At 32.8% G+C, this 19719-nt stretch carries 18 protein-coding genes; 5 read left to right on the top strand and 13 right to left on the bottom strand.

What is annotated here, in order from left to right:
* Nucleotides 1-44: 44 nt before the first annotated feature.
* From ACFS3A_RS02575 to ACFS3A_RS02550, 6 genes are all read right to left on the bottom strand, one after another.
* Nucleotides 45-1514, bottom strand: a complete 1470-nt coding sequence (locus ACFS3A_RS02575; RefSeq protein WP_379823771.1) for an oligosaccharide flippase family protein — start codon at nt 1512-1514, stop codon at nt 45-47.
* 39 nt (nt 1515-1553) lie between these two features.
* Entirely contained in the window at nt 1554-2840 is a 1287-nt protein-coding gene (locus ACFS3A_RS02570) for a glycosyltransferase family 4 protein (RefSeq protein WP_379823770.1), read from the bottom strand.
* Between the two features lie 39 nt (nt 2841-2879).
* Nucleotides 2880-3353 carry a nucleotidyltransferase gene (locus ACFS3A_RS02565; protein WP_379823769.1) on the bottom strand — a complete coding sequence of 158 codons (474 nt, stop codon included), beginning with the start codon at nt 3351-3353 and terminating at the stop codon, nt 2880-2882.
* Nucleotides 3350-3517, bottom strand: a complete 168-nt coding sequence (locus ACFS3A_RS02560) for a hypothetical protein (protein WP_379823767.1) — start codon at nt 3515-3517, stop codon at nt 3350-3352. Before ACFS3A_RS02560 ends, ACFS3A_RS02565 begins: the two co-directional genes overlap by 4 nt.
* 67 nt (nt 3518-3584) lie before the next feature.
* Complete coding sequence (locus ACFS3A_RS02555) at nt 3585-6026, bottom strand: YfhO family protein (protein ID WP_379823766.1); 2442 nt, start codon at nt 6024-6026, stop codon at nt 3585-3587.
* Nucleotides 6027-6075: 49 nt separating this feature from the next.
* Nucleotides 6076-6375, bottom strand: coding sequence for a DUF4834 family protein (locus ACFS3A_RS02550; protein WP_379823765.1), 300 nt, complete (start codon nt 6373-6375; stop codon nt 6076-6078).
* A gap of 122 nt (nt 6376-6497) precedes the next feature.
* Here ACFS3A_RS02550 and ACFS3A_RS02545 point away from each other — a divergent pair, with 122 nt between their 5' ends.
* Nucleotides 6498-7466, top strand: a complete 969-nt coding sequence (locus ACFS3A_RS02545) for a transporter (protein WP_379823763.1) — start codon at nt 6498-6500, stop codon at nt 7464-7466.
* 37 nt (nt 7467-7503) lie between these two features.
* Complete coding sequence (locus ACFS3A_RS02540; protein WP_379823762.1) at nt 7504-8622, top strand: GTP cyclohydrolase; 1119 nt, start codon at nt 7504-7506, stop codon at nt 8620-8622.
* Between the two features lie 97 nt (nt 8623-8719).
* Here the strand turns inward: ACFS3A_RS02540 and ACFS3A_RS02535 are convergent, their stop codons facing one another.
* Nucleotides 8720-9205, bottom strand: a complete 486-nt coding sequence (locus ACFS3A_RS02535) for a hypothetical protein (protein ID WP_379823761.1) — start codon at nt 9203-9205, stop codon at nt 8720-8722.
* A gap of 123 nt (nt 9206-9328) precedes the next feature.
* Nucleotides 9329-10588, bottom strand: coding sequence for an aminotransferase class I/II-fold pyridoxal phosphate-dependent enzyme (locus ACFS3A_RS02530; RefSeq protein WP_379823760.1), 1260 nt, complete (start codon nt 10586-10588; stop codon nt 9329-9331).
* Between the two features lie 276 nt (nt 10589-10864).
* Here ACFS3A_RS02530 and nirK point away from each other — a divergent pair, with 276 nt between their 5' ends.
* From nirK to ACFS3A_RS02515, 3 genes are read left to right on the top strand one after another with little or no spacing between them, the layout of a single operon-like run.
* A complete protein-coding gene (gene nirK / locus ACFS3A_RS02525; RefSeq protein WP_379823759.1) occupies nt 10865-12280 on the top strand; it encodes a copper-containing nitrite reductase in 1416 nt (471 codons plus the stop codon).
* Nucleotides 12281-12296: 16 nt separating this feature from the next.
* Entirely contained in the window at nt 12297-13073 is a 777-nt protein-coding gene (locus tag ACFS3A_RS02520) for a formylglycine-generating enzyme family protein (RefSeq protein ID WP_379823758.1), read from the top strand.
* A gap of 16 nt (nt 13074-13089) precedes the next feature.
* Nucleotides 13090-13692 (top strand): SCO family protein, encoded by a 603-nt coding sequence (locus ACFS3A_RS02515; protein WP_379823757.1) that lies wholly within the window; start codon nt 13090-13092, stop codon nt 13690-13692.
* A gap of 420 nt (nt 13693-14112) precedes the next feature.
* Here the strand turns inward: ACFS3A_RS02515 and ACFS3A_RS02510 are convergent, their stop codons facing one another.
* The 5 genes from ACFS3A_RS02510 to ACFS3A_RS02490 form a co-directional block, all read right to left on the bottom strand.
* Nucleotides 14113-15321, bottom strand: a complete 1209-nt coding sequence (locus ACFS3A_RS02510) for a hypothetical protein (RefSeq protein ID WP_379823756.1) — start codon at nt 15319-15321, stop codon at nt 14113-14115.
* 184 nt (nt 15322-15505) lie between these two features.
* Nucleotides 15506-16237: an iron-sulfur cluster repair di-iron protein gene (gene ric, locus ACFS3A_RS02505; RefSeq protein WP_379823755.1), complete on the bottom strand. Its 732-nt coding sequence runs from the start codon at nt 16235-16237 to the stop codon at nt 15506-15508.
* Between the two features lie 23 nt (nt 16238-16260).
* A complete protein-coding gene (locus tag ACFS3A_RS02500; protein ID WP_379823754.1) occupies nt 16261-18495 on the bottom strand; it encodes a nitric-oxide reductase large subunit in 2235 nt (744 codons plus the stop codon).
* 89 nt (nt 18496-18584) lie between these two features.
* The gene (gene azu / locus ACFS3A_RS02495) at nt 18585-19109 is read right to left on the bottom strand and encodes an azurin (RefSeq protein ID WP_109192601.1); all 525 of its coding nucleotides are present in this window, start codon (nt 19107-19109) and stop codon (nt 18585-18587) included.
* A 22-nt stretch (nt 19110-19131) separates the two neighbouring features.
* Nucleotides 19132-19581 (bottom strand): RrF2 family transcriptional regulator, encoded by a 450-nt coding sequence (locus ACFS3A_RS02490; RefSeq protein ID WP_379823752.1) that lies wholly within the window; start codon nt 19579-19581, stop codon nt 19132-19134.
* Nucleotides 19582-19719: the final 138 nt, after the last annotated feature.

The raw sequence follows: 19719 nt of genomic DNA, 5'->3' as shown, positions 1-19719 counted from the left end.
TGCTGCAATTTTAGATTGACTCCATTTTTCCTACAACCCAAAAATTAAATCTTAACACCTATTTTCTTAAAGATTGAATCAATAACGTCATTAATCTCTGGTGAAATTTTAAATTTATAATTTAAATAAACATATAAAATGGTTACTAAAATCGATTTTAAAACAATACTAATCAATTGGAAAAATGGAAATTCCCAAAAATAAAAAACTAAAAACAATGCAAAAGTCAAAAGCATTGAATAAATAGTTTGTTTGGTAAAAGGATATAAATGAAGTTTCTTTACCACAAAAAGCAGTTTTGCTAAACTATACAAAGTAATTGACAAAAGCGTAGCAAATGCAGAACCGAAAATTCCAAAAATCGGAATAAATATCATATTTAAAACCACAGTTAAAACAACCAGCATCAATCCTAAATACAACACCATTCGGTAATATTTTGTATTAAAGATAATAGCGTTGTTGTTCCCTAAAATTAAATCAAAATATTTTGAAAGACCAATCATAAATACTACTGAAATACCTCCGCTATATTCTTTTGGAACTAATTCATACAACTGATTGATATTTACAAAAATGCAAAGCATTACAAATCCACCAACAATCTGCAGATTTATAGAAGTTTTTTTGTATAATTGATTCAATTCATCATGTTTGTTTTCGTGCATCAATTTAGCCGTAATCGGATACACAATTTGGTGCATTGCTCGGCTTGGCACCGAAATCACCAAAGCAATATAAGTAGCAACAGAATAAAATGCAATATTGTCAATAATCATATATTGATTTAATATCATTTTATCTCCGTCTAAAAGTAAATTAGCAACACTTCCTGACAAAATAATATAAAATGAATAAATCAGGATATCTTTTGTATTCTCAGGTCTTTTAAGCTGAAACACTGGTTTCTGAACGTTAAAAGCATAAAACATAGTTACTAAAAATGCTAATAAATATAACACTGCAGTTGCATATACAAATCCTTCAACGCTAAGTACATTGAAATAAACAGCAATCAATAAAAACAAAGAGAATAATCGTAAACCAATTTCTTTAATGAAATTACCAAAAACAGAATGCATATGAACACGTGCCCAGGCGTAAAAAATTTCGAAGTAAGCCATAGTTAAACCGATAAAAGGTATTAACCATATATAACTTTTGACAATTGCATTCTTTTTTGATAAAAAGAACAAAATCTCATCATAAAAACAAAGCCCGATTAATAACAATGGAATTATTAACAGAATGGGAAACAAGACTGTAAAAGATAAAAAACGGGATTTTTCTTCCTCTGTTTTATACTGAGAATAAAATTTCACTAAAGTATTTTGCATTCCAATAGCAAACAATGGCATTATAACATTCGCACTGGAAGTAATATAATTAGTTAATCCATAAAAGGTTGATCCCAGAAAAATTGGATATAAATAAAGTGTATTAATGGCTCCGATACCAAAACCAATATATGTAATTACAGTATTTTTAAAAGACTGATTTAAGACAATACCCATTTCTTGAGTTTAGATTGTAGAATTTAAATTTTCAATTGATTATTTCTTAATCAGTTGTGCTAATTGTTTGGTTAGGTTTTTTCTGGAATATTGCTGTAAACCAATTCCGTGCGCTTGTAATTTCCCTTCCAAAAACTGATTAAAAAAGTCCAAAATTACACTTTTTAACTTCGCTTTTTCAGAATAATCAAAAAATACTCCAGTATTGGTCTGCGTCACAATATCTGCAAAATCTGAACCTTGTGGTCCAATCGCTATTATTGGGCGGTTTGACACCATATACTCGAATAATTTTCCAGGAATAATGCTTTTGGTATCCTCAGAATTAATTTCGATTAAAAGTAAAACCTGAGATTTTCTTTGATGGGCAACTGCTTCTTTATGAGAAACGTATCCAACTAAATTCAGATGATCATTTAATTTATGCTCTTTTATTGCATCTAGCACTTCCTGACTTACAGCTCCAATTAATTTAATTTCTAAGTGAGATTTAAATCCTGAAACTTCTTGAAGTAGTTCTACCAAAACCTCCCACAAAAAAGGCGGATTTCTGTCTGATAAAAAAGAGCCAATATGTGCCAGAGTAAATTTACTGTCTGGAGTTTGTTTTTCAACCGTTTCTACATCGTAACCATTTGTAATAACCGTAATTGGTTTATTTGTAATAGCTTCAAATTCTGTTTTTGTAGTTTTACTGGTTACAATAATTTCATCAGCAGTATTTAAAACTTTATGTTCTAAACTTTTATGTTTCTTTTCCGCATAAGAAGACAAACGAAGTGCTTTATGATAACCAATTGTTGTCCAAGGATCACGAAAATCGGCAAACCATTTTACATTTAATTTCTTTTGTAATTCTAAACCAATTAAATGCAGACTATGCGGCGGCCCTGAAGTTACAATAGTATCAATATTATTCTCCTGAATGTATTTTTCTAAATAAGAAACAGAAGGTTTTACCCAAAAAACACGAGCATCCGGAATAAAAAGATTTCCACGAACCCACAGAAATGTTTTATCTAAAAAAGTCTGCTTTTTCTTTTGTGGAAAAATGCCTGAACTGATTTTTTTAGTTTTATTTTTTGAAAAAATGGAAGCCAATTGGTAAGGCTCCCAAATTTTATTCTTTAAAACAATTACTTTATCTGATATCTCACTAACTAAACCTTCATCAACAATTGGATAAGTTGGATTTTCCGGAACATAAACAATTGGCTGTACATCAAATTCGGGAAGATATTTTATAAATTTCAACCAACGCTGTACACCAGGCCCACCTGCAGGCGGAAAGTAATAGGTAATTATTAAGAGTTTTTTTTGTTCCAATGTTCTTATTTAATTTCTTTAAAATAACCTTAAATCGAATTAATTATCTTCTTGATTTTCATTATTCAATTTCCGTAATTCCTCAATATCTAGAATATCCTTCGCTCGATTAGAAGCCTTTTTAGCAATAATTAAATTTTCGTAGTCAATAAAATAAACTGGAGTTTCACCAATCATTACGATTGTTGCATCTTCCAACAAAGAAGAAAAAGATTTATCTTCTAAACCTTTTACAGCAGTCATAATATCAAGCCTTAAACCATAACTTAAAGTAAAATCTGTGCAACCTGGTATAAATTGCATTGTTTCGATAGTTTCGAAATCTCCCAAATTAATTGATTTTAATGCTTTTCTTAAATTAATTCTATTTTCAATAGTATCTTCTAAATAAATATCAATGTCACCTGTACTTCTATTGTATCCATAAATATTTACAGCAAATCCACCAATAGTTATATATTTAACCTTGTTCTCAAAAAAACTATTCCAAATGGCAATTATCTGCTCATTCATGTTTTTTTAGATTTAATAATCTTACCTGATTTTAATGTATAAGAAACTTCTATCAAAACCATTAATCGTTCCAATCTTTCTAAATAAGAAAGCGATTTAATTTCTGCTATTCTTTTAGCCTCCAATTCTTTTGGATTACCAAAACTCAATACAAAATTTTTCATCACTTCATTTTTTTATAAATAGACTAATCCAAAGATACAAAACGATTTACGAATATATAATTGATAATTATATCGTATTTATTCCTTTTTTAGCTTTTCGGCTTTCAAAATAAATCCCACCAACCAATAGAATAAACATTCCAATTGAGCTAATCAAAGTAATGGTTCCTCCGGTTTTAATAACTTGTGGTTCAAATTTAAATTCTATAGTATGTTTACCTCCAGGAATTTCCATTGCTCTTAAAACATAATCAACAGGGAAATGATCTGTTAATTTACCATCTATATAAGCATTCCAGCCATTTTTATAATACATTTCAGAAAAAACAGCTAAACCGTCTTTTTCATTATCCGATTTGTATTTAATATAATTAGGCTTATACTCTACCACTTTGATTGTTCCTGATGTATCCCAAGGCTTTTTTAGACGTGCATTTGGGAATTTACCTTCGTGTTCGTGAACATTGAAAACAGCAACTTTTTTAGTATCCAAAGTATTCAGCGCTTTCATAACATCATCCGGTTTATTCACCAGTTTCACAGAACCTACAAACCACGCATTTCCATTTGCATCCGGATTAACAGTCGGGATCTGATTTCCTTCTTTATCCACCTGAATTACATACTTAACATTCAACATATTAAGTACTTCCAGATTATTCTTAGCTATTTGATAGTCGTATAATTGCTGCATTCTTCTAGGTCTTACAGCACTATAACCACCAATTGTTTTATGGAAATAAGAAGACCTTCCCTGCAATTGTCCCTGGAGATCGAAAACACGGTAAACTGAAGTATCTTTTAATATCTGAGAATCAGCTGGCGTTTCCTGAAAAGGAGCCGCAATCTGAACCGGACTTACGAAGTCTTTTGCTGAAACATATTTTTTGTCCACAAAAAACAAATCGAAAATCATGACAATTCCCACAATAATCAAAGTAGTTGTTTGAGAGAATTTATTTTTAATGAACATCCAAAGAATTACAAAAGTCACTACGATTAAGAATCCAGATCTTAACAAATCTGCATAGTACATCGTCATTCTGTCTTCTTTTAAAGCATCAACAAAATCTGGTCCGTAGCTCTCTAAGAAATATTGATCACTTGTTCCTGTAAAGTGGAAAAAGCCCTTGGCAATTAATAAAATTACAAGTATTCCTAAACCAAAAACTCCCGTTTGAACTAATGCTTTCTGTTGTAATTTTGGGTCATCTTTAGCTTTAAAAAAGGATTGTAATCCCATAACAGCTAAAACCGGAAAGCATAATTCTAAAATAACCTGTATAGAAGAAACAGCTCTAAACTTATCATACATTGGAACATACTCTATAAAAAAGTTTGTCAATAAAGAGAAGTTTTTACCCCATGAAAGCACTAAAGTAAAAAGTGCTCCTGTTAAGAAAACATATTTGATTTTTCTTTCATCAATAAACAAAGCTAAAACTGCCAAAAAGAATACTACTGCTCCGATATATGCAGGTGCAGAAACAATTGGCTGATCTCCCCAATAAGTTGGCATTCCGGAAACAAAATCTTTTGCCTGACTTTCCGGAACTCCTTTTTCAAGCATAAATTCATACATACGGCTATCCGTTCCAACATTTTCATGGCTTGAACCTCCAAAAATTCTTGGAGCTATAAGATTGAGACTTTCTGCAATTCCATAACTATATTCTGTAATGTAGTCTGTTGTCATAGACGCAGTAGTCTCGTTTTTAGATCCATCAGGATTAAAAGTTAACTCACTTTTATCTCTGATACTATATTTTGCATATTCGCTTGTAGCTAATAAATTTCCGGCATTTGCGCCAATCGCAAAAATTCCTGCAACAGCAAGAGTTCCAATCGAAACCAAAAGAGGCTTATATTCTTTATTTTTAATAAATTCAAAAGCGTAATAACCTGAAAGTATCAATAAGAAAATCAATAAATAATAGGTCATTTGAAAGTGATTGGCATTAACCTCTAATGCCACCGCAAACATCGTGAGCAAACCTCCCCAAATATACTTTTTCTGAAAGACGAGTATAAATCCGGCAATTACCAAAGGCATATAAGCAATAGCGTGTGCTTTGGCATTATGACCAACTCCCAAAATAATGATCATGTAAGTTGAAAAACCAAAAGCAATGGCGCCAATAAAAGCCTTTAACGGATCTGTTTTTAAAACTAATAATAAGCCATAAAAACCAAGAAAATATAAAAATAAGTAATCTGCAGGACGAGGCAGAAAACGCAATACATCATCTATTTTACCAACAAAATCGTATGGATAATTTGCTCCAAGCTGATAAGTAGGCATACCCCCAAAAGCAGAATTGGTCCAATAAGGTTCTGCATTTTCCATTGCTCTAAAATCATTTTGCTCTTTTGCCATTCCGGTATATTGAGCAATATCTGACTGAAAAATTTGTTTTCCTTGCAGAACTGGATAAAAATAAATTAATGATACAAGGATAAAGCCCAATACAACAAGGGCGTGCGGATAGAACTTATTTACTATTTTCAATTTTGGCTGGTTTGGGTTAAAATGAATCCTAAATTTTCAGGACACAAATCTAATCTATTTCTTCGTAATCAACGTACTCTCCCACTTTTTTGGTTTCGCGAGGCTTCTTAGCATTGGCAGTGTCAATAATTATTTCATCATTATTATTTTTACTTGTATTCTGCCAGGAAGTACTTTGATTAAACTGTTGATTATATTGTTGTTGCTGTCTCTGAAAATTTCCGCTTGCGTTTTCAACAGCCTTTTTTACCAATACCGGCAAAAAGATTCTAGCCAAAAATTTAAAAATATAATAAAAGGCAATAATCCCAATAATCCATCTTAAACCTGAAAATGATGCTTCTTGCATAACTATAAATTTTTTCCAAAATTAATAAATCCGTTGTTTAAAAATAAAATATGAATCTTAAATAAATAATAAAATATGTACATTTGATATGCGTTATTATATTTTAACCCAAAAAAAATTATATGTTTAAAATTAAAAACTTACTCGCCCCGGTACTTTTTTTTATTCCACAACTCTTTTTTGCACAATATACTGATGTTATAAACTCCAATCGTCCAGGCGAAACCATGTCAGCTTATAGTGTTGGAAAATCTGTAATTCAAGGTGAACTTGGCTTTTACGGCATTAAAGAAAAACATGATTTATTAGATTATGATGCCAGCGGTTTAGGAACCGATTTTACGCTTCGATATGGCGCATTTTTAGAACAATTAGAATTTATATTTGATGTTCAATATCAAATGTCAAATTATGACACTCCTTACACCAGTTATAAGAAAAACAATTTTAAGCAAACTGTTTTAGGTGCAAAATACCTTATTTATGATCCATATAAAAACTACAAAAGAGAAGTCAATATTTACAGCTACAAAGCCAATCGTAATTTTCAATGGCGCGAATTGATTCCGGCTGTTTCCGTTTTCGCAGGAGCTAATTTTGTTGGAGCTAATAATCCGTATTATTTTTCTCCGGATGGAGCTGTTTCTCCAAAAGTTTCCCTGATTACTCAAAACATCTTAGGAGGGGGATCCTGGGTTTTTGTAACCAATATTATTGCAGATTATATCGGAACTGATTACCCAAGTTACGGATATGTATTAACTTTGACGCACGGTTTTAATGATAAATGGTCCGGTTTTGTTGAAAATCAAGGCTATAAAAGCGACTTTTACAGCGACTCTATTATTCGCGGCGGAGCAGCTTATCTTCTTTCTTCCAATATGCAGGTTGATGCTTCCATAAGTACAAATTTTAAAAATACGCCTTCTGTATTGTACGGAGGAGTTGGAGTATCATGGCGTTATGACGGCTGGTACAAAGACAAAGTAATAGAAGCTAAAAATAAAGACAGAGCTAAAAAGAACCCTGATAACGAAAAAAGTGTCGATTATCAGGAAAAAGAAAGAAGACGTAAGGCCAAATACGAATAAAATTAATAATTAAAAGAGTATACTCAATATCACATTAATGATCACAATTAAAGAAGCTAAAAGCAAAAAAGAATTAACCGAATATATTAAATTTCCTTTTTCCTTATACAAGGACAATCCATATTGGGTGCCTCCTATTATTGCAGATGAATTAGAATCTTTTGACAAAACCAAAAACCCTGCTTTTGACAATGCGGAAGCTTATTTCTATCTGGCTTACAGAGACAATAAAATTGTGGGGCGTATAACGGCTATCATTAATTGGTCTGAGGTTAACAACCAACACAAAAGAAAAGTGCGTTTTGGGTGGTTTGACGTTATTGATGATATTGAAGTAACAAAAGCTTTATTGGATAAAGTTTTTGAATTAGGAAGAAAACACAATTTAGAACACGCAGAAGGTCCAATGGGATTTTCGAATCTGGATAAAGTTGGACTTTTAACAGAAGGTTATGATCAGGTTGGAACCATGATAACCTGGTACAATCATCCCTATTATGTAACGCATTTGGAACAATTAGGTTTTCAGATTGAAAAACAATATATTGAAAGTATATTTCCTTTTTCGAATGTAAAACCAGAGTTTTTTCAGAAAGCACAAGCCTTAATCAAAAAACGTTATGAGTTAAAATCACTTACTTTCACCAAAACAAAAGACATTATGCCTCATGTAGACAAAATGTTCGATTTGTTTAATGAAACGTATGCAAAACTGGCTTCTTTTGTAGCGATTTCAGATGTTCAAAAAGAATATTTTAAAAAAAAATACATCAGTTTTATCAATCCTGAATACATTAAGTTTGTAGTGGATAAAGATGATAATTTAGTAGCTTTTAGCATTGTAATGCCAAGTTTCACAGAAGCTTTACAAAAGATAAAAGGTAAATTATTTCCGTTTGGCTTTTTACAATTATTAAAAGCAAGAAAACACAGTAAAGATGTTGTTTTTTATCTTATTGGAGTTCATCCGGAATACCAAAACAAAGGTGTTACAGCTATTATTTTTGATGAATATTTTAAAACATTTTCTGAAAAAGGAATCCAAAACTGCATTAGAACACCAGAGTTATTAGAAAATAATGCCATTCATTTACTTTGGAAAAATTTCGATCCAACTATTCACTGCCAGAGAAAAACTTATTTGAAGAACTTATAATTTAGTATTCAGTCACTGTTTTCAGTGAGCAGTTTCCATAAACAAAAAAACCATTCGCCCCCAAACGAATGGTTTTTAACTTCATAGTCACTTTCATTTATTCTACTTTACAATCGACTTTTGTCAATGTATTTTTTGCATCATATTTCAATTTCGTTTTATCCTTAAAAGTAAATTTACCATTTGCTTCAACTACATCACCGTAACCTTCTATAAAAGCACCATCTTTTTGAAGAAATGCAACTTCTCTAACCGAAGAAACTCCTTCAGAACTAAACGTATAATCGGCGATTAAAGTATCTCCTTTCATGTTTCCAATTAAACTTCCTTCATTTTTATCTTTCCCTACTATATTATAGCTTAATTTTCCGTTTACTTCCTGATGAGAATTTACATTAAAACTCATTTCTATCACACTTCCGTTTGATCTCCATGCATAACATTGATCTCCGGCAGGTTCAACAATTTCAGCCTCTTTTGGCGGACTTGGTGTAATTTGCACAGGCTCTGTCGTAGTTGTTTCTTTTTTACAGGAAGCAAAAACGATTAATATTAGAGCCGCTATTGTTGTAACTTTTTTCATACTTGTCTTTTTTATTTTGTTGATTATGAAATAAAATTACTTTAAATAAAAAAAAATCCATTCTTTGCAAGAATGGATTTTTTTACATAATTCCCATGTTTGAGAATTTATTTTTTTAAGTCATTACGAAACGTCTACAGTTGTACGTTCTGCAATTTCTTTATAAGTTCCGTTAACTAATTTCTCACGAATTGCTTCGAAAGCTGTCAAAGTTTCTTCGATATCTGCTAAAGTATGAGAAGCCGTTGGAATCATTCTTAACAAAATAATTCCTTTTGGAATAACCGGATATACCACGATGGAAAGGAAAATACCATAGTTTTCTCTTAAATCGTTTACCATTACCATCGCTTCAGGAATACTTCCTTCTAAGTAAACTGGTGTAATACAAGTATTGGTATCTCCAATATTAAATCCTTTTTCTTTAAGACCACTTTGTAATGCATTTACGTTTTCCCAAAGTTTATCTTTAATCGCAGAAGATTTACGCAATAACTCTAAACGTTTCAATGAACCAATTGTCTGAATCATTGGTAATGCTTTCGCAAACATTTGAGAACGTAAATTGTATTTCAAATAATCGATAACTGTTTTATCAGCTGCTACGAAAGCACCAATATTAGCCATAGATTTTGCAAAAGTAGAGAAGTAAACATCAATTTGATCCTGAACTCCCTGTTCCTCGCCTGCTCCGGCTCCTGTTTTACCAAGTGTACCAAAACCGTGTGCATCATCAACTAATAAACGGAAATTGTATTTTTGTTTTAAAGCTGCAATTTCTTTTAATTTTCCTTGCTGTCCGCGCATTCCGAAAACACCTTCAGTAATGAATAAAATTCCTCCTCCGGTTTCTTCTGCCATTTTAGTAGCACGCTGCAAGTTTTTCTCCATACTTTCCAAATCATTGTGTTTGTATGTGAAACGTTTACCCATGTGCAAACGAACACCATCAATGATACAAGCATGTGAATCGACATCATAAACAATAATATCATTTTTAGTAACCAAAGCATCAATAATAGACACCATTCCCTGGTAACCGAAATTTAATAAATAAGCAGATTCTTTCATTACGAATTCAGCCAATTCATTTTCTAATTGTTCGTGGTACGTAGTGTGTCCAGACATCATACGAGCTCCCATCGGATAAGCTGCACCAAACTGAATTGCCGCATCTGTATCTGCCTGACGAACTTCCGGATGATTTGCTAAACCTAAATAATCATTTAAACTCCAGTTTAAAATATTTTTTCCGTGAAATTGCATTCTAGGACCCAACTCTCCTTCTAACTTTGGGAAAACATAATAACCTTCTGCCTGAGAAGCCCATTTTCCTAAAGGTCCTTTATTGTCCTGAATTCTTTCGAATAAATCTTTTACCATAATATAGTGTAGTAATTTTTTTAACTTAATCAGCGAGCAAAAATAATCATTATTATTCTAAAATTCAGAGTGTCATTTATTTTTATTCAAAAAATATCTGCACGTTTTTTTTAACAAGATTTAACCTTAAATAATTCCCGAAAAAAGTACCAAAAATATCTGAAAACATGATTTTTGTCATAATAAAAGATAAAATTGTCTTTTATTTTTGATTCATATTAAAAACGAAAACAAAACCCAAGTAATATGAAAAGAAATACTAAATTTTTAATCCAAATGAACATGTTATTTTGTTCATTTTTTATGCTTCTTTTATTAGGAAGCTGTAAAAAAGAGGAAGCGCATAATTATGCCGATATTATGACCGAAGGCGAAATGGAAGCCGAGCTTACATCGCCACCTCATGTTCCAAAGCCAGTTGGAAACAGAACCGCCATGAAATTGAAATTAAACATGGAAATCAAAGAACAGGAAGGTACTATGACTGATGGCGTAAAATATACGTATTGGACATTTGGCGGTTCTGTTCCGGGAAGTTTCATCAGAACACGTGTTGGCGACGAAGTTGAATTTCACTTAAAAAATCATCCTGACAATAAACTGCCTCACAACATCGATTTACATGCCGTAACGGGTCCGGGTGGTGGAGCGACTTCTTCCCTAGTAGCTCCTGGACATGAAAAAGTATTTAGCTTTAAAGTAATTAATCCTGGATTGTATGTGTATCACTGTGCTACAGCTCCTGTTGGAATGCATATTGCAAATGGTATGTACGGTTTGATTTTGGTTGAACCCGAAGGCGGACTTCCTCCTGTTGACAAAGAATATTATGTAATGCAGGGCGATTTTTATACTCAAGGGGAATATGGAGCCAAAGGTCTTCAGCCGTTTGACATGAACAAAGCCGTTAAAGAAACACCCGATTATGTTGTTTTTAATGGAAAAGTAGGTTCTCTAACAAATGGCGGAGAATTAACAGCAAAAGTGGGTGAAACAGTTCGTTTGTATGTTGGAAACGGTGGACCGAATTTAGTTTCTTCTTTCCACGTAATTGGAGAAATATTTGACAATGTACACGTTGAAGGCGGAAGTACAGTTAACAAAAACGTGCAAACGACTCTGATTCCTGCCGGAGGTGCTGCAATTGTAGATTTTAAAGTAGAAACTCCTGGAACTTTTATTTTGGTAGATCACTCTATTTTTAGAGCATTTAATAAAGGCGCTTTAGGAATGTTGAAAGTGGAAGGAAAGGAGAACAAAAACATCTATTCTGGAACTATTCAAGAAGGCATTTATCTGCCTGAAGGTGGAACGATTCAGAAAATGCCGGGTGGATCAACTGCAAAAACAGCAATCCCAAAACGAACTATTGCCGAGAAAATCAATATTGGTAAAGAAATTTTTGGAACAACTTGTTTCGCCTGTCATCAATCTGAAGGACAAGGAATTCCAAGTACTTTTCCTCCTTTGGCAAAATCAGATTATTTAAATGCCGATTCTAAACGTGCGATCAAAACAATCCTGCATGGTTTAACCGGAGAAGTAACGGTTAACGGTAAAAAATACAACAACGTTATGCCTGCTCAGAACTTATCTGATGACGAAATCGCAAATGTACTGACCTACATTTATAATAGCTGGGGAAATAATAAAACTGAAGTTACGCCAGAAATGGTGAAGGCATTAAGATAAACAGCAAACAAGCAGCATGAAAAAATACATTTTCATACTAACTCTCTTTTTCTCTGTGTTTAGTGTCATGAAGGCGCAGGAAAAAGGAATGGCTTTCATTAAAGAGGGATCTTTTGTCCCTCTTTATGGAGCTGTTTCTAAAAACCCTGTAGTTGTCAAGTCCTTTTACATAGACATTTATCCAGTTACCAATAGTGAGTTTTTAGAGTTTGTCAAAAAAAATCCTTCCTATCAAAAATCAAAAATTAAAGGAATTTTCGCTGATAAAAGTTATTTGTCTTATTGGGCAACCGATTTTGATTTTGGAAATGTAAAACCAAATTCGCCAGTTACAGGCATTTCTTGGTTTGCTGCTAAAAAATACTGCGAATGCGAAGGCAAACGATTAGCCACAATGGACGAATGGGAATATGTAGCAATGGCGGACACCAAAAAAATAGATGCCAGAACCAAAAAAGAATTCAACGAATATATTTTATCTTGGTATGAAAAATCGAGAACGTATGAGAATGAGATTGGTAAAACGTTCAAGAATTATTGGGGCGTTTATGATATGCACGGTTTAGTCTGGGAATGGACATCTGATTTCAACAGTATTTTTTTATCAGGAGAATCGAGAAAAGATAAAAGCAATGACAAAAACCTCTTCTGCGGAGGCGCCTCAGTTAATGCATCCGATTTAATGGATTACGCCGCTTTTATGCGTTACGCATTCAGAGGAAGTTTGAAAGCACAATATTCCACAAGAAATCTTGGCTTTAGATGCGCCAGCACAACAAAACCAAAAATCTAATTTAAATTAGTTTGAAATGAAAAAAATAACAATTGTTTTTCTCGCTCTTGTCTTATCTCTTTACAGCTGTAAAAAGGCCGACATAAAAGCAGAAAGCAAATCAGAAACAAAAAAAGAAATCAGTGATTTATCAATTTATAATCTGCCTTCAAAATGGACAACTCAGGATGGAAAAGATATTGAGTTAAAATCCCTTAGACGAAATGTTTTGGTCATGGTCATGATTTACACGAGTTGCAAAGCTGCCTGTCCTAGATTAGTTGCAGACATGCGCGATATTGAATCAAAATTGGACAAAAAATACAAACAAAAAGTAAAACTTATTCTAGTCAGCATCGATCCAAACACCGATACACCTGAAAGATTAAAATCGTTTGCAATTGAAAATAAAATGAATCAGGATCCTTGGATTTTTCTTCGTTCAACAGAAGAAAACACACGAGAGTTTGCAGCGGTTTTGGCTGTTAATTATAAAAAAATATCTCCAATTGATTTTTCGCATTCGAATATTATCAGTGTTTTTAATCCAGAAGGAGAATTGGTTTTTCAGCAGGAAGGTTTAGGCGTAAACAATGAAAAAACTATTGAAGTAATAAATCAGGAAGCAAAAAAAATATAGCTTTTTTTGTAAACACATAGAAACATAGATTTTTTAGAAAGTAGAATAAGATAATTTTAAAAAATCTAGATTTTAACACATAGCTGTGTGCATTAATGAACCGTCTTTTTTTAAGTACACCAAAACTATGTTTCTATGTGTAAAAAAAACAGCAAATAATAGGTTGATTAGTAAGAAACAAGAGTTTGATTTTGGCAGAAATTGGCTCTTGTTTTTTATTTATAATTTACTGTTAGCTTCGGAGAAGCGATATATTTATAGATAATATTACATTGCCCATTTAGTTTAAAAGCTCCAGCGGAGCGATATATTTCTGGTTTAATTTGGCCCAAAAACATGTCACCCCGCTGGGGCTTTTATCTTGATTTATAATTAAAAAGCTATAAATATTTCGTCCCGCTGGGACTATTTACTAAGCCACTATAAATTTCGCTTAGTTATTGAACTCATCATTAAAACTAATCCCAAAACCAGAAATAAACTGAAGATCAAAATACTTTGGTAATAAAATGTAATTGTTCCTTCTCCAAAAAAGAAAAACCAGCCTTGCAAAAAAAGCAAAAATTCAGTTGAAATATATCCGAAAATAAAACACTTTACTCCTATTTTTAATATTGAAGAATTGGCAGAAAGCATTTTATGCTGCAATAAAATTCCAAACAAAAATCCAGTAATAATTCCTAAAGTCGTTAAATGAATAAAACCAATTACAAAATTTCGAATTTGATGTGAAACTTCCGCCAAATTTGGAAAAATAGTAAGCAATTGAATTCCAACTTTCAAAAACAGAGAACATAAAGCTAAACCGTAAACTAGTTTTGTGGTTTCATCTAAAGTACTTTTAAAATGACTTATTTGAGGTTTTAGCATTTTATAAAAATAAATAAAAGCGCCTAATTGAATCAAAACGCCTAAAGCATTGATATAGTTCAAAACATTATTTTCGATAAACCAACGGACTGGAAAAGCAACTGTTAATACTGTGGAAACAATCATTAGAACATAAAACTTCTTAAATTTTACCTCATCAATTTTATCTTGAAATTGTTTTAAAAACAAAGCTAAAATTGCCATTATAAACCAGCCATTAAATTGAAAATGCAGGAAAAACTGAATCGCAATCTGATAAAAAGCACTTTGTTTTCCTAGTGTACTTACAGCTGGACCCAAACACCAAACGCCGAAAGTAGACAAAATCATAAATAAAATGGAAGTCAATAAAAGTTTTTGTGACGAAGATTTATCTCTGAAACAATCTTTCCAAACCAAACGGCAAAAAACATAACTCAATAAAATATGCATCGTTGAAAATACAATCGAAAACAAAGCATATCCCTGAATTGGAAAAGCAATCATCATTCCGATAACTGAAAACTCCGTTAGCCAGAACAAACGATTGTAAATTGGTTTCTGACTTTTTTCTTTCGGAATAAAAAAATGAACAACCAAAACATACACGATCAAATAAACCCAGCCCAACATGGCAACATGTGAATGCGCATGAAGCAGAAAACTGTAGTTCAGAAAATCTAAAGGAAACAGATACATAAAACGCATTAATAATCCGAAAACACAGGCAATCAGAAAATTAAAAAAACAACAGAGTATCCAGGTTTTTTGAGAATTCATATTGTAAATTTTTAAACCTATAAAAAATTATTAAACCATATAAGTAATATAAGAAATTATAAGTTTGGCTAAAATGAACTTATATTACTTATATGGTTTAAAACATTTCCTTAAATAAAAAACACCGATAATTATCATTTTTCAGATAGGTTATCGGTGCTTTTCGAATTAATAAAATTAACCTTTATTCTACTTCAACAAAGTCTTTTTCTAAAACAACCGCTTTTGGAAATAAGATATTATTTTCCAAATGAATGTGTTTGTGCAAATCTGCTTCGAATTCCTTCAACATCGCAAAAGTCACTCTGTAAGTTGTACAAGCATCTGCTGGTGGCGTGTAATTATTGGTCAATTCGGCAATTGCTCTAAAACGTTCGCCTTCATTATCGTGTTCGTGCATCATCATTGCAATTGGATTTGAAACGGTTCCAAAAGATGGCTGATGCAAAATTCCGTCCGATTCTTTGGTTTTTACCATTCGTTTTACAAAAGGAAACAATATCAATTCTTCTTTTTTCATATGCTGTGACAATTCGCCTGCACAACCAATAAACAATTCATTAATCTTGAATAATTCAGGATGATTTGCTCCATGAACTTTACACAGTTTGTCTAAAAACGGAAGCAAAACGTTTGTTTTTTCTTCCACATAACGATGATGCGTTTTCTCGATATAATCTGCCAATAAATCTAAAGGCCAGGAATTAAAATCGATACTTCCGTTGTTTTCTGATTGTGACACTTGTAACACGTTTTCTAATAAAGCATCTGCATCAATGTTTTGTTTTTCACAAACTTCCGTAACGGTTAGGTTTCCTTTACAGCAAAAATCTATTCTGTACTTAGAGAAAACTGCAGCCGTTCTAAAATCATCCGCTACGAACGATCCTATTGTTTTATTTTTTAAATTTTCCATGATTCTTATTTTTAAATGTGTTTTTATTTTTTGTTTTTTAATGTCAGATCAAATACAAACCAAGCCATTGTAATAAATCCGATTCCAAAGATTGAGTCTCCAATAGCACGAAGCCATTTCAGCGTAATCATTGCTGGTTGCTGCATTAATTCTGAAGAACGTGCGTACCACATTCCGTGACTAATACTTTCAATTGCCTGCCAAACACCAATTGGAAGTAAACTCAAAATTGCCATCAGGAATAAACCAATATTTAATGACCAGAAAGTGATTTTAAGCAATTTGTTATTCCATTTTACGTTTCGGTATAAACTTCTTAATACAAATAACACCAATCCAATTCCAAGCATTCCGTACACTCCAAATAAAGCTGTATGTCCGTGTAAAGGCGTTGTGTTTAAGCCTTGCACATAATACAATGCAATTGGTGGATTAATGATGAATCCAAAGATTCCCGCTCCGAGGAAATTCCAAAAGGCTACAGAAATCATAAAATAAATTGGCCATTTGTAATCGGCAATCCATTGTGTTGATTTTGAGATTTTATAGTTTTGATACGCTTCAAATCCGATTAAAGTTAAAGGCACAACTTCTAAAGCACTGAATGTTGCTCCCAAAGCCATAATTGCCGTTGGTGTTCCTGAGAAATACAAATGATGGAATGTTCCTAAAATTCCTCCCGACATGAAAATAATTGTCGCAAAAAGCACATTTAAGGTCGCAGTTTTCGTTTTTAATAATCCTAAACGAACGAATAAGAATGCAATTACAACCGTTGCAAATACTTCAAAGAAACCTTCCACCCAAAGATGCACAACCCACCATCTCCAATATTCTGCAATTGCTAAATTGGTTTGCCTTCCCCACATTAATCCCGCTCCGTAGAACATCGCAATTGCAGTACAAGAAACTAAAAACAAAATGATTAAGTTTTTCTCTTCTGTTTTTTTCTTCAAAACCGGAAGTAACGGACGAATCATTAAAGCCAGCCATAAAAACAATCCAACTAAAAGGAAAATCTGCCAGAAACGACCTAAATCAACATATTCGTAACCTTGATGTCCGAACCAGAAATTTTGAACTAAATTCAGTTTTTGCATTACACCAAACCATTGTCCAGCCATTGAACCTAAAACAATAATTAGTAAAGCGACAAATAAGAAGTTGATTCCAAAACACTGAAATTTAGGATCTTTACCCGAAACCGCCGGAGCAATATACAATCCCGTTGCCAGCCAAGCCGTTGCAATCCAGAAAATGGCCAATTGCGTATGCCAGGTACGTGTTACGGCATATGGCAGAATTTGATCAATTGGAATTCCGTACAAACCATTTCCTTCAACACCGTAATGTGCTGTAATGATTCCGAAAACCATTTGTAAAACCATCAATAAACTGACAATCCAAAAGTATTTGACAACCAAGCCCATTGATTTTGTTTTTCCCTGCTTGATAATCGGATCTTCTTTTGGAAGCGGAAATTCTTCTTCCTCTCCCGATTTGGCGTGATAGAAAACTAAAATTCCAACACTCAAAATCAATAAAATAATACTTACTCCAGACCAAGCTAAAAGTTCGGTTGTGGCAGTATTTCCAACCAATTCATCTGACGGCCAGTTGTGTGTATACGAAATATCTCCATCAGGACGATTGGTAACTGTTGCCCAAGTTGCCCAAAAGAAAAAGGCATTCATTTTATGCATTCTCTCAGGATCTTTAATCGAGTTTTTCGGAATGGCATATTCTTCTCTCAACTTATCGAACTTAGGATCATTCGTAAATAGACCTTTATAATATTCGCTTAAACCTTCGATTGCCGCAACCCGATTTTCAGAAATCGTAAGAAATCCTGTATCAGGATTATAACGATTAGTTCTTACATCTTTCTGCAATCTAACCTTCAAAGCCGATTGTTTTTCAGCATCTAATTGCTCATACTTTTTATTAAAATCTTTTTGTGCATAAAGATCCAGTATAAAAACCGCTTCTCTATGCAGCCAATCAGCGGTCCAGTCTGGGGCAACATAGGCGCCGTGTCCCCAGATCGATCCCACTTCCTGGCCTCCTATACTCTGCCAGATATTTTGTCCGTCTTTAATTTCGCTTTCGCTAAAAATAACTTTTCCAGAATCTGAAACTATTTCCTTAGGAACCGGAGGCGCCTGCTGATAAATTTCATATCCATAATAGCCCAGCACTGCAAATGAGACACTCATTACCAATGCAAAAACAATCCATAATTTTTTTTCTCTTTTCATCTTTTTTTAATTCAATAAAAGACAATTTTATCTTTTATTAGTGTTTAAAAAAACTCCAAACCTATTCCAGTATTTGGAGTCTTTGTTATTTACTCAACAATTAGTACACCTTTCATCATGGCTACGTGACCAGGAAAAGAGCAGATAAATGGATAAGAACCTTTTTTATCAATTGTAAATTCGATTGTATCTTCTTCGCCGCCACCTAACAATTTAGTGTGAGCAATTACAGAAGCTTTTTCAGATTCCGGAATATAATCAGTTGCTTTTGCGTCATTTGCTTTTAGTGCAAAAGCAGCTTGGTCTGTTCCTTCTTGTAAAATCACTAAATTATGTCCCATTGCTTCTTTTGGAATTTTCCCAACATGTTTCAAAGTCAATTTGATTGGTTTTCCGGCAACCGCTTTTAATTCATTGGTATTAAACTGCATTTGGTCATTTCCTTCAATAACTAATACATTTTCTTCAGTTGACGTTACTGGAGCTGCTTCTCCTTCTGTAGACGGTTCAGTTGTTTCTGTTTGATCAGCCGGAGCCGTTTCTTTTTTACCACAAGAAGTAACTGCTAAAAATCCCATTAAGATTAGTACTGAAATTTTGGTTTTTGTATTCATTTTTAAGATAATTTATTAAATGTTAATCGTTTGTATTAAATGTTTTAAGAAAGAAATCCCCAGATTTTACATCCGAAGCCAATTGCTCCAAAGTTGTTTTAGTGAGCATTTCTAAAAGCAGGCCTCTTATTTTTTTAAATTCATGATGTACGGGACAAGGATGTTCCTCGGAGCATTCTTTTAGTCCAATACCACAGCCGCTATAAATTTTATTACCATCGATGGCATCAACAATCTGGATTAATTTTATTGATTTTACTGCTTCATTTGAAACCTCAAAACCACCTCCTACTCCTTTTGCCGAATGTATGATTCCATTTTTGGTTAAAATCTGCATGATTTTAGCCGTAAAGGGTTCTGGCGAATCAATTTCTTTTGCCACATCTTTTATTCCAACCCTAATTCCTTTAGAAGATTTGGTTGCAATAAAAATAGAAGCTCTAATCCCGTACTCACACGCTTTTGAAAACATACATCTTTAATTAATTCTCTACAAAGATAGAGTGATTTTACATAAAAGACAAATTTATCTTTAATTAATTTTAAGCAGCCGAATATTATTTATAATGAAACTAATTAGTGTTACAAAAAGTACTAATTCATCATTCGA

Origin of the sequence: Flavobacterium notoginsengisoli (assembly GCF_042686225.1) — a bacterium.
Taxonomy (GTDB): Bacteria; Bacteroidota; Bacteroidia; order Flavobacteriales; family Flavobacteriaceae; genus Flavobacterium; species Flavobacterium notoginsengisoli.
Note: the sequence above shows the minus strand (reverse complement) of the source record. Positions and strands in the feature narration are given on the sequence as shown.